The 13,577-nt window shown below is 69.0% G+C and carries 11 protein-coding genes and 1 tRNA gene; 7 read left to right on the plus strand and 5 right to left on the minus strand.

Annotated features, from left to right (window positions below):
- Window positions 1-112: 112 nt before the first annotated feature.
- Window positions 113-742, minus strand: coding sequence for a DUF2461 domain-containing protein (locus GH2_RS01140; RefSeq protein ID WP_066161967.1), 630 nt, complete (start codon window positions 740-742; stop codon window positions 113-115).
- 133 nt (window positions 743-875) lie between these two features.
- Between GH2_RS01140 and GH2_RS01145 the strand changes: the two genes are divergently transcribed.
- A complete protein-coding gene (locus tag GH2_RS01145) occupies window positions 876-1,313 on the plus strand; it encodes a carboxymuconolactone decarboxylase family protein (RefSeq protein ID WP_066161968.1) in 438 nt (145 codons plus the stop codon).
- Between the two features lie 115 nt (window positions 1,314-1,428).
- Here GH2_RS01145 and fmdA read toward each other — a convergent pair whose 3' ends face one another.
- Together fmdA and GH2_RS01155 are read right to left on the minus strand one after the other, a co-directional pair.
- Entirely contained in the window at window positions 1,429-2,685 is a 1,257-nt protein-coding gene (gene fmdA / locus GH2_RS01150; RefSeq protein WP_066161970.1) for a formamidase, read from the minus strand.
- A gap of 55 nt (window positions 2,686-2,740) precedes the next feature.
- The gene (locus GH2_RS01155; RefSeq protein WP_066163217.1) at window positions 2,741-3,019 is read right to left on the minus strand and encodes an FmdB family zinc ribbon protein; all 279 of its coding nucleotides are present in this window, start codon (window positions 3,017-3,019) and stop codon (window positions 2,741-2,743) included.
- A gap of 145 nt (window positions 3,020-3,164) precedes the next feature.
- Here GH2_RS01155 and fdnG point away from each other — a divergent pair, with 145 nt between their 5' ends.
- The 3 genes from fdnG to nrfD are packed head-to-tail and all read left to right on the plus strand — an operon-like array spanning window position 3,165 to window position 8,565.
- Window positions 3,165-6,443, plus strand: a complete 3,279-nt coding sequence (fdnG, locus tag GH2_RS01165; RefSeq protein WP_239588505.1) for a formate dehydrogenase-N subunit alpha — start codon at window positions 3,165-3,167, stop codon at window positions 6,441-6,443.
- A complete protein-coding gene (locus GH2_RS01170; RefSeq protein ID WP_066161975.1) occupies window positions 6,443-7,477 on the plus strand; it encodes a 4Fe-4S dicluster domain-containing protein in 1,035 nt (344 codons plus the stop codon). The genes fdnG and GH2_RS01170 overlap by 1 nt, the downstream gene beginning before the upstream one ends.
- Window positions 7,474-8,565, plus strand: coding sequence for an NrfD/PsrC family molybdoenzyme membrane anchor subunit (gene nrfD, locus GH2_RS01175; protein WP_066161978.1), 1,092 nt, complete (start codon window positions 7,474-7,476; stop codon window positions 8,563-8,565). Before GH2_RS01170 ends, nrfD begins: the two co-directional genes overlap by 4 nt.
- A 138-nt stretch (window positions 8,566-8,703) precedes the next feature.
- Here the strand turns inward: nrfD and selD are convergent, their stop codons facing one another.
- Complete coding sequence (gene selD / locus GH2_RS01180; protein ID WP_066163219.1) at window positions 8,704-9,696, minus strand: selenide, water dikinase SelD; 993 nt, start codon at window positions 9,694-9,696, stop codon at window positions 8,704-8,706.
- A 33-nt stretch (window positions 9,697-9,729) separates the two neighbouring features.
- On the opposite strand from selD, the gene GH2_RS01185 reads away from it, so the two are divergent.
- From GH2_RS01185 to selB, 3 genes are all read left to right on the plus strand, one after another.
- A tRNA-Sec gene (locus tag GH2_RS01185) sits at window positions 9,730-9,825 on the plus strand.
- 23 nt (window positions 9,826-9,848) lie between these two features.
- Window positions 9,849-11,165: an L-seryl-tRNA(Sec) selenium transferase gene (selA, locus tag GH2_RS01190; RefSeq protein WP_066163221.1), complete on the plus strand. Its 1,317-nt coding sequence runs from the start codon at window positions 9,849-9,851 to the stop codon at window positions 11,163-11,165.
- Window positions 11,166-11,167: 2 nt separating this feature from the next.
- Window positions 11,168-12,955 (plus strand): selenocysteine-specific translation elongation factor, encoded by a 1,788-nt coding sequence (gene selB, locus GH2_RS01195; RefSeq protein ID WP_066161981.1) that lies wholly within the window; start codon window positions 11,168-11,170, stop codon window positions 12,953-12,955.
- A 190-nt stretch (window positions 12,956-13,145) separates the two neighbouring features.
- On the opposite strand, the gene GH2_RS21170 is transcribed toward selB, so the two are convergent.
- Window positions 13,146-13,559 (minus strand): Uma2 family endonuclease, encoded by a 414-nt coding sequence (locus GH2_RS21170; protein WP_157085963.1) that lies wholly within the window; start codon window positions 13,557-13,559, stop codon window positions 13,146-13,148.
- Window positions 13,560-13,577: the final 18 nt, after the last annotated feature.

A 13,577-nucleotide genomic window follows, 5' to 3' on the forward strand; every position in this document is an offset into this window, starting at 1 on the left:
CGCCGATCCGGCCGGCGACACTCGGGCCGTCGAATCAGGTTCGGCGGTGAGCACGATGACCGACGCGGTGGCCACGGAGCCTGATCGGCTGACGGACCGTGGGGGACCGGAGTCAGGTGCCGTGTTGGGTGAGCCAGTTCAGGAGTTGTCGGGTCTCGCGCCAATGGACGCGGACGCGGTCGACGAGCTCGGGCGTGTGGATCACCTCGTCGAACCCGTAGTCGCGGCTCACGGTCATCGACCGGTGACGTAGGAGTTCGATCCGCGGGTGGTCCTTGGCCCACCCGCGCGGCGCGGTCTTGAGTCGATTGCCGCCGATCTCCCAGCCTTTGCGCCTCAGTGTGGCCAGGATGCGTTCGAGCTCGGCTCCGTGGAGATCGTCGTCGATCGCCCGGCGGAATCGCGCCAGCCGTTCGGAGTCCGCGTCGTAGAAGCCTGCGCCGACGCGAAAACCGGGTGCGCCGATCTGTACGTAGTAGCCGGTCGCCGGACCGACGGCCACGAATGCGCCCTGATGCGTCTTGTACGGGGTCTTGTCCTTCGAGAAACGAACGTCCCGGTACGGACGGAAGATCTTCGCCTCCCCGAACTCGTCGGCGAGCTCACCGGTCAGCGCGGTCATCGGCGCCGCGACGCTGTCGCGGTACATACCCTTGTGCGCCTCCCAGAAGACCTTGCTGTTATCGATCTCGAGATCGTCGTAGAAGTCGAGGGCGGCCTCGGGAAATCCGGTGAAGCTCATGGTCTCGACCCTACTGGGAGGCGTCGGGACGCCTGCTGCGTCGGGGCGGGACGCTCACCCATCGCGACTGTCGTAGGCGCGTCGTAGAGTGCGGTTGTCGCCCCGATCGGGCGGCAACATCGAAAGGATCGGTATGGGCACGGTCAACCTCAGCAAGCAGCATCCCGAACAGTACAAACTCCTGGCCGGGCTCGATGCCTCGGTCGCCGCAGCGCTTGCTGCGGCGGAACTGGATCCACTCCTCGTCGAACTGGTCAAGATCCGCGTCTCGCAACTCAACGGCTGTGCGTTCTGCCTGCGGATGCACACGCGCGATGCGATCGCGAAGGGCGAGACCGCCGACCGGCTCGCGGTGATCGCGGCGTGGTGGGAGTCGCAGTACTTCTCCGATCAGGAGAAGGCGGCGCTGGCACTCGCAGAGAATGTGACGGAACTGCCGGTGCACGACGACCATGACACCGTGGACGACGCCCTCACCGCAGAGCAGGTCTCCGCCGTCAGCTGGTTGGTCATCGTGATGAACGCGTGGAACCGGGTCGCCATCCGCAGCCACTACCCCGTGGCGCCGTAGCGACCGCTGTCACCGGGCGCTGACGACGCTGTTCTGGTCGCGTACGCCGACGTGCGAGGAGTCCATCTGATACGACGGACTCCTCGCACAGTCGCGCCCGACCTGTCGGCCGGAACTATCGGGATGCGTGCGGTGCGCCGATGCCCGGATCGATCTGGGTCGGTCCGTCCTTGCCCGGTGTCACGTCGAAATCGAAGATCGACGTCGGGATGTAGACCGTCGCGCACGAGTTCGGGATGTCGACAACGCCGGAGAACCGGCCCTCGATCGGCGCGGCGCCGAGCAGCAGGAACGCCTGTTCCGGGCTGTACCCGAACTTCGACAGGTACTCGATGGCATGCAGGCAGGCCCGCTGGTACGCGAGGTGCGAATCCAGATACCGCTGCTCGCCGTCGAGGGTCACCGACGTTCCGGAGAACGCGACGAACTGTTCGTAGCGGGGACCCACGTCGCCGCCCGGCAGGAAGATGGCGTTCTCCTTCACGCCGTACGTCTCCATGCCGCCCTCGATGATGTCGACGTGCAGATCGATGAACCCGCCCATCTCGATGCCGCCGCAGAAGGTGATCTCACCGTCGCCCTGACTGAAGTGCAGATCGCCCACCGAGAGGTTGGCGCCGTCGACGTACACCGGATAGAACACGCGTGTTCCGCGCGTCAGGTTTTTGATGTCCTGGTTGCCGCCGTTCTCACGTGGCGGCGCAGTCCGGGCGGCTTCGGCGGCCGCCGAGGTGAACGCGTCGCCGGTCAACCCGCCGAGAATGGCGAACTCCGGCTCCGGCGGCAGTGCCAGCGGCGGCACCCGATCCGGATCGGTCGCGATCAGTGCGGCCTCGCGAGTGTTCCACTTGCCCAACAGTTCCTTCGACGGCGCCGTGCCCATCAGACCGGGATGGATCATGCCGGTGAAGCTGACGTGCGGCACATGCCGTGAGGTCGCGGTGTGCCCGTGGAAGTCCCAGACGGCCTTGTACGCGTCCGGGAACTGATCGGTGAGGAAGCTGCCGCCGTTGTCTTTGGCGAAGATGCCGGTGTAGCCCCAGCCCTGACCCGCGAGCGGGCCGTTGTGCTCCTGCGGGATCGGCCCCACGTCGACGATGTCGACGATCAACAGGTCGCCCGGCTTCGCGCCATCGACGGCGAACGGACCCGAGAGCGTGTGGACGGTCTTCAATGGGGCGTCGAGGATGTCCTCGGCGGAGTCGTCGTTGTGGATCTCGCCGTCGAACCATTCGCGGCAGTCGACTCGGAAGGTGTCGCCCGGCTTCACCGTGACAGCGGGCGGGATTGCGTAGTGCCACCGATTGTGGCCGAGAATCTCCTGGTCAACGAATTTCTTCGTCGAATCGAGTGGGAATACGAGCTCAGGCATGGCACGGATCCTTTCGGTCTTCGGGAGAAAATCGAACCGGCATGGCGCCGGTCGTCTAGGGGCGCGGCAACGTGGCGTGCAGCGGGTTGGCCGAAACCGGTGTGCCACGACGGGATCCGGCGGGGACACGGTCGACGACGGCGGGCGTCTCGGCGGTCGATCTCGTGGAATCCAAGAGGGCCATCGCGCTGCCCCCTCGGCCGAGTGCGGGCGAGGAGACTCCGCGTCGGGCGGATGCGCCGCACGTGCACGACGCTGAGTCGGGGACGTCGGCCATCGAGTAGCGAGCCTCGAACGGGCCGCAGTCGGTGCACTGGAATCGATAGACGGGCATGGGGTTGATCCAGACCTCTCTCGACGCGCCCGGGAGACGGCGCGCAGTGACTCGGACCATACCGATCTCAGAGGGTTTCCTCAGTCGAATCGCAGGACCGTCGAAGCGGCGCAGGGGCCGACGTCGGGGGATAGGATCAGTCACCATGGGAAGGTTCAGTCCGCTCGAGTGGCCGGTGGTGCGTCAGCTCCGTTCCGGTGACCGACTCGGACGAGGACCGGCCGTCGAATCTCCCAAGACCAAGGCGATGCAGGCCCGCACCACCACCGCCGATCGCGTGGTGCAGAGCGTGTGCCCGTTCTGTGCCGTCGGATGCGGCCAGAAGGTCTTCGTGACCGACGAGCGCGTCACCCAGATCGAAGGGGATCCCGACTCGCCGATCTCGCGCGGGCGGTTGTGCCCGAAGGGCGCGTCGAGCGAGCAACTCGTCAACAGTCCACTGCGGCAGACCACAGTTCGCTACCGCGCGCCGTATGCGACGCAGTGGCAGGACCTCGACCGCGACACCGCGATCGACATGATCGCGGACCGCTTCGTGAAGGCCCGGCGCGACCACTGGCAGGACGTCGACGCGCAGGGGAGACGGGTCCGCAGAACGATGGGCATCGCCTCGCTCGGCGGGGCGACGCTCGACAACGAAGAGAACTACCTGATCAAGAAGCTCTTCACCGCGGCGGGCGCCATTCAGATCGAGAACCAGGCGCGCATATGACACTCCGCCACGGTTCCCGGTCTGGGAGTCTCCTTTGGCCGCGGCGGTGCCACACAGTCCCTCCAGGACATGGCCAACGCGGATTGCATCGTCCTGATGGGCGGCAACATGGCGGAAGCGCACCCCGTCGGATTCCAGTGGGTCGCTGAAGCCAAGGCGCGGGGCGCTCGCGTCATCCACGTGGATCCGCGATTCACTCGGACGTCTGCGGTGGTCGACAAGCACATCGCCATCCGGGCGGGTTCGGACATCGTGCTGCTCGGCGGACTGATCAACTACATGATCACCCACGACCGCTACTTCCACGAGTACGTCACCGCGTACACCAACGCGGCGACACTGGTCGACGACGCCTTCCGCGACCCCGACGACCTCGACGGATTGTTCTCCGGCTTCGACGAGACCACCGGCATCTACGACCCCAGCACCTGGCAGTACCTCGAGGGCGCCGACGGTCCGCTCCGCGACGTCACCCTGCAGGACTCGCGGACGGTCTTCCAGATCCTCAAGCGGCACTACGCCCGGTACACGCCGGAGATGGTCGCGCAGATGTGCGGCATCGCCGAAGCAGAGTTCGAGTATCTGGCGAGGGCACTGGCAGACAACTCCGGAGCCGAGCGGACCGGTTGCTTCGGGTACGCGACCGGATGGACCCAGCACACCATGGGCGCGCAGGTGATTCGCACCGCGAGCGTGCTGCAACTACTGCTCGGCAACGTGGGCCGCCCCGGCGGCGGGATCATGGCGCTGCGCGGCCATGCGAGCATCCAGGGCTGCACCGACATCCCGACGTTGTTCGACCTGCTGCCCGGCTATCTGCCGATGCCGTCCGCGGGCAAGCACGACACCTTCGCCGACTATCTCGCGGCCGTTCGGCCGACCTCCCGCAAGGGCTACTGGGAGTACGCGGAGGAGTACACCGTCAGCCTGCTCAAGGCGTGGTGGGGCGACGCCGCGACGGCCGAGAACGACTGGTGCTACGACTATCTGCCGCGGCTGACGGGACCGGCGGGCACCTATCAGACGGTCGTCGAGATGCTGGAGGGCAACGTCGACGGCTACTTCATCGTCGGCCAGAACCCGGCCGTCGGCTCTGCCAATGCGCGGCAGCAGCGGATGGCGATGTCGAAGCTGAAGTGGCTCGTCGTACGCGATCTGAACATGATCGAATCGGCCACCTGGTGGAAGGAGGGACCGGAGATCGAGTCGGGCGAGCTGAAGACCGAGGACATCGCCACGGAGGTCTTCTTCCTGCCCGCCGCCACCCACGTCGAGAAGGCCGGCTCGTTCACCCAGACTCAGCGGATGCTGCAATGGCGTCACCAGGCCGTTGCGCCGCTGGGCGACGCGCAGAGCGAGCTGGACTTCTATCACGACCTCGGCTGCCGGATCCGGGAACGGCTCGCCGACTCCACCGATCCGCGTGACAAGCCGCTGCTGGAGATGACGTGGGACTACCCGCGGAACGATCACGGCGACATCGATCCGGAAGCGGTGCTCGCTGAGATCAACGGCCGCTACGTGAGCGGGCCGCAGGCGGGAGAACCGCTGGACTCGTACATGCAGCTGCGGGCCGACGGGTCGACGATCGCGGGCTGCTGGATCTACACCGGGGTGTACGCAGGCGGCGTGAACAAGTCCGCGCGACGGGTCCCACAGGGCGGTGACGGCGTGACCCAGAGCGAGTGGGGTTGGGTGTGGCCGTCGGACCGTCGGATCCTGTACAACCGGGCGTCCGCCGATCCGCAGGGCAAGCCGTGGAGCGAGCGCAAGAAGTACGTGTGGTGGGACGCCGAGGCCGGGCGCTGGACGGGCGACGACATCCCCGACTTCCCCGTCGACCGTGCGCCCGGCAGTGTGCCCGCGCCCGGTGCGGTCGGCGCCGATGCGATCGGCGGTGACGACCCCTTCATCATGAAGCCGGACGGCAAGGGCTGGCTGTTCGCGCCGTCGGGGCTGGTCGACGGCCCGCTGCCGACGCACTACGAGGCGCAGGAGTCGCCGGTCCGCAACGCGCTGTACCCGGCGCAGCAGCAGTCGCCGACGAGGCTGACGATCGCGCGAACGGACAATCTGGGTGCGCCCAGCGCAGGCGAACCGGGCGTCGACGTCTACCCGTACGTGTTCACCACCTACCGCCTCACCGAGCACCACACCGCGGGCGGCATGAGCCGGTGGTCCCCGTACCTGTCGGAGTTGCAGCCGGAGATGTTCTGCGAGGTCTCGCCGGAGCTCGCCGCGGAATGCGGACTGGAGAACGAGGGCTGGGCGACGATCGTCTCGCCGCGCGCGGCGATCGAGGCGCGGGTGCTCGTCACCGATCGGATGAAGCCGCTGGAGATCAACGGCAGAACGGTCCACCAGGTGGGTCTGCCGTATCACTGGGGGCAGGGCAGCGACGCGGTGGTCGCGGGCGATGCGGCCAACGATCTCGTCGGTGTCGCGATGGAGCCCAACGTGTTCATCCAGGAGTCGAAGGTCGGCTCGTGCGCGATGATCGCGGGTCGACGACCGCGCGGCGCGGCGCTGACCGATCTGGTGAACGACTATCAACGTCGTGCCGGGGCTACCGTCGAGACAGACATGCCGAATCGCGAACCGCCCGAGGACCGCGATGTTCCTGGGCGCGAAGCGTTCAGCGAACCGCCCGAGGACCGCGATGTTCCTGGGCGCGAAGCGTTCAGCGAACCGCCAACGGACGAGGAGGATTGATGGGCCAGTTGTCCGGACCGAGTGATCCGAGCGCCGACGCCGGGTGGCACATCCACGAGGATCGGCGCGGTTTCTTCACCGACACGTCGATCTGCATCGGCTGCAAGGCGTGCGAGGTGGCCTGCAAGGAGTGGAACCAGAATCCGCGCGACGGCGATCTGGAGTTCACCGGCATGTCGTACGACAACTCGGTGTCGTTGGGCGCCAGCACGTGGCGGCACGTCGCCTTCATCGAGCAGGATGCGGACCGGATCACGCAGGCGCGGGAGTCCGGAGCCGAACTGGTCTCGTTGGGGATGCCGAAGTGGCGCGACGGTGATGACGACGGGGATGACGGCGGCGGTGATGCCGGCGACGGGGAGGCACCCGACCTGACACCGCCCGACACGCCGGAGTTCCGCTGGCTGATGTCGTCGGACGTCTGCAAGCACTGCACGCATGCGGGATGTCTGGACGTGTGCCCGACCGGTGCCATGATGCGGACCGAATTCGGCACCGTCGTGGTGCAGGCGGACATCTGCAACGGGTGCGGTACGTGTGTGGCCGGCTGCCCGTTCGGCGTGGTGGAGCGCCGCAGCGACGGCACCGTCGCACCGACGACGCGCGAGGGCGACCGTAAGGGCGAGCAGCCGGAGATCCCGAATCGGGGCGTCGCCCAGAAGTGCACCCTCTGCTACGACCGCCTGCGCGACGGCCAGACCCCCGCGTGCGCACAGACGTGTCCGACGACGTCGATCTCGTTCGGCACGCGCGACGACATGGTCGAGAAGGCGCGTGACCGTGTGGCTCAGCTGCACGCCGAAGGGATGACCGAGGCGCGACTCTACGGTGCGAACGAGAACGACGGCGTCGGCGGCACCGGCTCGGTGTTCCTGCTGCTCGACGAGCCGGAGGTGTACGGGCTGCCGCCCGACCCGCGGGTACCGACTGCGGATCTGCCGAGCATGTATCGGCGAGCGGGTGTGGCCGTCGCCGGGATGCTGGCTGCCACCGCGATGTCGTTCCTCAGCGCACGTCGGGGAGGCCGTCGGTGACGAGTTCGGACTTCGACCAGTTCCGGCCGGAACGACCTCCGCGACGCAAGGGCAAGGGACGCGGTCGTGGCCGTCGCGGCGCCGACGACCTGATGGTGCCCCATGTCGAGGTGGAGCACTTGGACTCCCGGGGCTACTACGGTCACCCGGTGGTGAAGCCACCGCCGTGGGAGGAGGAAGTGGCCGCGTACCTGGTGCTCGGCGGCGTCGCGGGCGGATCGGGGCTGCTCGCCGCGGGCGCCCAGCTCACAGGGCGCTCCGTGTTGCGGCGCAACGCCCGACTGGCCGGTCTCGGCGCCGCGGGAGCCGGTGCGCTCGCGCTGGTGGCCGACCTCGGCAGACCCGAGCGGTTTCTCCACATGATGCGGACCTTCAAAGTCACGTCGCCGATGAGCGTCGGCTCGTGGATTCTGATGGGATACAGCGGACTCATCGGCGTGGCCGCGGCCGGCGAGGTCGATCGGATGCTGGGGGATCGTCTTCCGCTGGGCCCGCTGCGACCGATGCTGCGCGCGCTCGAGGGACCCGCCGGACTCGGCGCTGCGGTGTTCGGTGCGCCGCTCGCGGCGTACACGGCGGTGCTGCTCGGCGACACCGCGATGCCGACCTGGAACGCGATGCACCGCGATCTGCCGTTCGTCTTCGTCAGCTCGGCGAGCCTCGCTGCGGGCGGCCTCGCGCTGGTGACGACTCCGGCGGTCGAGGCCGGACCCGCACGCAATCTCGCGGTCCTCGGCGTGATCGGCGACGTCGCGGCGATGCGGTTCCTGGAGTCTCGGATGGATCCGGTGGCGGCGGAACCGTTGCACCACGGGAAGCCGGGCACGCTCATGCGCGTGGCCGAGCGTCTCGCGGTCATCGGTGGTGTCGGAGCGCTGGTGAGCGGGGGTCGCGAAGGACGCGTCCGGCGTGCGCTCGCGGCGGTGTCGGGCGCGGCGCTGGTCGCGGCGTCGGCCTGTACCCGGTTCGGCGTCTTCTACGCGGGGATCGACTCCGCGAGCGATCCCCGCTACACGATCGAACCGCAGAAGCGGCGGCTGGCGGCTCGCCGCGCCGCAGGCATCACCGACGACTCGATCACGGGCTGAAAACTGCTCGCTCAGCGCCCTCCGACGGCAATGTTCCGTCGGAAGCGCCTGAGCGGGCAGTTCTCAGCTGTGGGGACGACCGTCACCGGGAATCAACCAGGCGTGCCTTGGCCCGCGGTGGTCGCGGCTCAGCGACCACTACCGAATCGTCAGTGAGACCGGCCCTTCGGCGGCGACGGTGTGGCCGATGACGGGGTACCCGGGGACCTCGCCGACGACCAGGAGGCCGCCGGAGGTCTGGGCGTCGGCGAGCATCAGCAGATCGTCTTCGTCGATTCCCGAACCGGACTCCAGGTGCGGCCGCACCCAGTCGAGGTTCCGACGCGTGCCGCCGGGGATGTACCCGTCGTCCAGCGTCTGGCGGGCGCCGTCGATCTCCGGAACCGCTGCGGCGTCGATGACCGCGCTGACTCCGGAGGCCCGGCACATCTTGTACAGGTGGCCGAGCAGCCCGAACCCGGTGACGTCGGTGGCGGCCCGAGCGCCGCTCGCGAGTGCGGCGTCGGCGGCGTCGCGGTTCAGCGTCGTCATGGATGCGATCGCGGCGTCGAACCGTTCGCCGGTCAGCTTGTGTCGATTGTTCAGCAGGCCGACGCCGATGGGCTTTGTGAGCGTCAGGGGCAGACCCGCTGCCGCGGCGTCGTTGCGCAGCAGTCGATCCGGATCGGCGATGCCGGTCACCGCCATCCCGTACTTGGGTTCCGGGTCGTCGATCGTGTGTCCGCCGATCACCGGGCAGCCCGCGCGGGTCCCGACGTCGAGGCCGCCGCGCAGCACTTCGGTCATCATCTCCATCGGGAGTTCGGCGCGCGGCCACCCGACGAGGTTGATCGCCACCACCGGGCGGCCGCCCATCGCGTAGATGTCCGACAACGCGTTGGCGGCGGCGATGGCGCCCCAGTCGTACGGCGAGTCGACGACGGGCGGGAAGAAGTCGGCGGTGGAGAGCACGGCCATTCCGTCGGCGATCCGGACCGCGGCCGCATCGTCGCCGTCGTCGAGTCCGACGAGGACGTCGGGGGAGGCCTGGCCGATCAGCCCGCGCACCGCCTCCTCGAGCTCACCCGCCGGGATCTTGCAGGAGCATCCGCCGCCGTGGGCGAAATCTGTCAGTCGCTTCACCTGTGTCACACCCACCGACGATAGCCCGCTATGTTGGTGAGCGGAGGCGTCTGGGCACCTGGTGGGCTCCCCGGTCTTCAAAACCGGTGAGATCGAGTACCTCGGTCTGGCGGGTTCGATTCCCGTCCGTCTCCGCCATCGTCCCCGAACGAGGAGTCGTCGTGAGTCAGCGTGTCGGGCAAACAGATCCGCGGCGATCGATTCCGCGGACCGACCGGCTCCTCGCACTTCCCGCCGTGGCGGCGGCCCGCGAACACCTGTCCGACGAGACCATCGCCGAATGCATCCGGGCCGTCACCGACCGCGCCCGCCGCGGCGAACTCGCGCCCGATGCAGTCACCGCCGCCGTGGTCGAGGCGGTGGGCGCGGCGCGCGCCTCCACCCAGACCGCCGTCCTCAACGCCACCGGCGTCATCGTCCACACCAACCTGGGACGTGCCCCGCTCGGTCCCTCCGCGATGTCGGCCATCGTCGACGCCGCCGGGTACGTCGACGTCGAGATGGACCTGGACTCGGGTGTCCGCAGCAAGCGCGGGGTCGGCGCGCGGTCCGCGTTGCTGGCCGCCTGCACGCCCGCCGAGGACGCGTTGGCCGTCAACAACGGGGCGGCCGCCCTGGTCCTGGCGACCACCGCGCTCGCCGCCGGACGCGAGGTGATCGTCTCCCGCGGGGAACTGATCGAGATCGGTGCGGGATTCCGGCTTCCGGACCTGATCGCCTCCACCGGTGCACGCCTGCGTGAGGTCGGCACCACCAACCGGACGCATCTCGCCGACTACGCCGACGCCATCGGCCCAGACACCGGCTGCCTCCTGAAAGTGCACCCCAGCAACTTCCGGGTCAGCGGATTCACCGCGGGTGTCGAGGTCGACGCGTTGGCGGCGCTGGGGCGTGACCGCGGGATTCCGCTGGTCGTCGATCTGGGCAGCGGACTCCTGGCGCCCGACGCGCTCCTGCCCGACGAACCGGACGCTGCGACCACCCTGCGCGCAGGCGCCGACCTCACCACGGCGAGCGGCGACAAGCTGCTCGGCGGACCCCAAGCCGGCGTGATCCTCGGCCGCACCGAGTACGTGCAGCGCCTCGCCAAGCATCCGCTCGCACGTGCCGTTCGGATCGACAAGATCGCGCTGGCCGCGTTGGAAGCCACGGTCGCCGGTCCCCGGCCGCCGGTGTCGCAGTATCTGCACGCCGATCCGCAACGGCTCCGAGCGCGGACCATGGCCCTCGCGGCGGCGGTCGGCGGAGAGGTCGTGGCACACGACGGCCGCGTCGGCGGCGGGGGCGCGCCCGGGGTGCCGCTGGCCGGTTATGCGCTCAAACTCCCGGAGTCGGCGGCCCGACCGCTGCGCATCGGCACCCCCGCGGTGCTGGCGCGTGTGCACGACGGAGCGACCCTCGTCGACCTGCGCTGTGTCCCCGAGACCGACGACGCTCGCGTCGCCGAGGCGGTTCGCATCGCGCTCACGGACCACTGACCGTGTTCGTCATCGCGACCGCAGGCCACGTCGATCACGGTAAATCCACCCTGGTCAAAGCGCTGACCGGGATGGAGCCGGACCGGTGGGAGCAGGAGCGACGGCGCGGCCTGACGATCGATCTGGGCTTTGTCTGGACCGTGCTGCCGTCCGGATGCGAAGTCGGCTTCGTCGACGTCCCCGGCCACGAACGCTTTCTGCCGAACATGCTCGCCGGACTGGGGCCTGCGCCGGCGGTGTGTTTCGTCGTCGCCGCCGACGAGGGGTGGCGGCAGCAGTCGTCGGATCATCGTGACGCGCTCGCCGCCTGGGGGATCGAGCACGGGGTGGTCGTCATCAGCCGGGCCGACCGTGCGACCGACGCCCGCGTCGCCGAGGTGATCGATCAGGTCCGGACCGAACTGGCCGACACCGGAATCGCTGACGCTCCGATCGTGGTCACGTCCGCGGTCGCCGGCACCGGGCTCGCCGAGCTGCGGTCAACGCTCGACCGGCTCGTCGCGGACGCGACGGTGGGCGGTCCGGGGTCCGACGGCGCCGATCGGGTACGACTGTGGATCGATCGCGCGTTCGCCATCACCGGAGCGGGGACCGTGGTGACGGGGACGCTTGCCGCAGGCGCCATCACCGTCGGCGATCGACTGCGACTGGCCGGGAGGAACCGGCGATTCGAGGTGACCGTCCGCGGGCTGCAGAGTCACGGCCGCGACACCGAGCGCGCCCTCCCGGTGAGCCGCGTCGCGGTGAACCTGCGCGGCGTCGCGCACGACGAGATCCACCGCGGCGACGTCCTGCTCGACACCGGGCCCTGGCCGCAGACTCGGGTGGTCGACGTGCGCCGCACCACCGGCGACAGTGACGTCCCCGCGTGGCTCACCGCGCACGTGGGCACCGCGTCGGTGCCGGTCCGTGCACGGTCCCTCGATGAGGGGCATCTGCGGCTGACGTTGTCGCGAGAACTGCCGCTGCGCCGCCACGACCGGCTCGTTCTCCGCGACCCCGGCGCTGGGCGGATCGTCGGCGGTGCGCAGGTGCTCGACGTCGATCCGCCTCCGCTGGTGCGGCGCGGCGACGGTGTTCGACGGGGGCAGGCGCTCGCCGGACTCGACGACGCGGTCGCGGCCGAAGTGCGCCGCCGCGGCGCGATCACCCGCGGGCGCCTGGCCGAACTGGGCTGGCCGACGCAGCAGGTGCCCGACGACGTCGACGTGATCGGCGACTGGTGGGTGGCGAGCCAGACCCTGCACGAGTGGCAGGCGCGGCTGCGCGGCGCCGTCGTCGATCTGCACGAGAGCGATCCACTGTCCGCAGGACTGACCGACGGTGCGGCGCACGGGCTGCTCGCTCTCCCGGACCCGGCGTTGTTGGCGCGGGTCGTCGACGGAGCCGGAGTGGTCGCCGAGCGCGGGCTGCTGTTCCTACCCGAGCATCGCGGTGATCTCGGCCCCGCCGAGTCCGCGGTCGCCGAGCTGGAACGACGGTTGACTGCGACGCCGTTCGTCGCACCCGAGGCCGACGATCTCGTTGCACTGGCGTTGGGAGTTCGCGAGTTGGCGGCGGCTGAGCGCGCCGGTCGGCTGCTGCGGCTCGCCGACGGTCTCGTCGTGCTGCCGGAGACGCCGGCGTTGGCGATGCGCGAGCTCGCGCAGTTGCCGCAGCCGTTCACCACCTCGCAGGCGCGCCAAGCCCTGGACACGTCGCGGCGCGTGGCGATTCCGCTGCTCGAGCACCTCGACGGCCGCGGTTGGACGCGCCGGATCGATGCCGGTCACCGTGAAGTGGCGCGCTGACCGCTCACGACTCTCACGGGGACGCGAATCCCGCCATCCGCAGACAACCTCGAATGGCGGGCAGCGGCGGCTTGGTTTATCCGCTCTCCTGACACCGACTGCCGCGAGCTCCCCGGTGCGCATTCACCCGGGAATCGATCGTCCTGCGTCTCAGACGAGGTCGGCGGGGGCGAAGTGGACCTCGACCGGGTCAGTGACCTGGAACAGTTGGTCGCCTTCGGCTTCGGCGACCGTCATACTGTCCATCGACGAGCGTCCGGGCGGTGATCGCCGGCGTGTCGGGGTCGACGGTCCAGTAGTGCGGACAGGCCGGCACGCGCGAGTCGCTCGTTCTTGAGCAGAAGATCGATCCGCGAGTGGACGGGGACAGCACTTCGATCGCCAGGAGCGGCGCTGTCGGGAGATCGTGATCGGTCAGATCGGCGGTGCGGGCGATGATCAGATCGGGTTGGATCACGGTATCCGGGGCAAGCGCCACATCGAACGGGGGCAGGAGTTCGAGATCGTCGGGGCACGAAGTGAAAAGCAGAACGCCTAACCGCATCACGGCTCGCTGATGTTGCGTTTTCGGCGCCGGACTCACGATCAAGGGGATGAAACGCACGTTTCGCGCATTGTGGAT

The sequence above is a fragment of the Gordonia hydrophobica NBRC 16057 genome, from assembly GCF_001592365.1.
Lineage (GTDB): Bacteria > Actinomycetota > Actinomycetes > Mycobacteriales > Mycobacteriaceae > Gordonia > Gordonia hydrophobica.

Bases quoted from the DNA above. Each gene is read 5' to 3' on its own strand.
- fmdA (WP_066161970.1), bottom strand. From the start codon at position 2,685: ATGCCTGAGCTCGTATTCCCACTCGATTCGACGAAGAAATTCGTTGAC.
- GH2_RS01140 (WP_066161967.1), bottom strand. From the start codon at position 742: ATGAGCTTCACCGGATTTCCCGAGGCCGCCCTCGACTTCTACGACGAT.
- GH2_RS01145 (WP_066161968.1), top strand. From the start codon at position 876: ATGGGCACGGTCAACCTCAGCAAGCAGCATCCCGAACAGTACAAACTC.
- GH2_RS01155 (WP_066163217.1), bottom strand. From the start codon at position 3,019: ATGCCCGTCTATCGATTCCAGTGCACCGACTGCGGCCCGTTCGAGGCT.
- GH2_RS01170 (WP_066161975.1), top strand. From the start codon at position 6,443: ATGGGCCAGTTGTCCGGACCGAGTGATCCGAGCGCCGACGCCGGGTGG.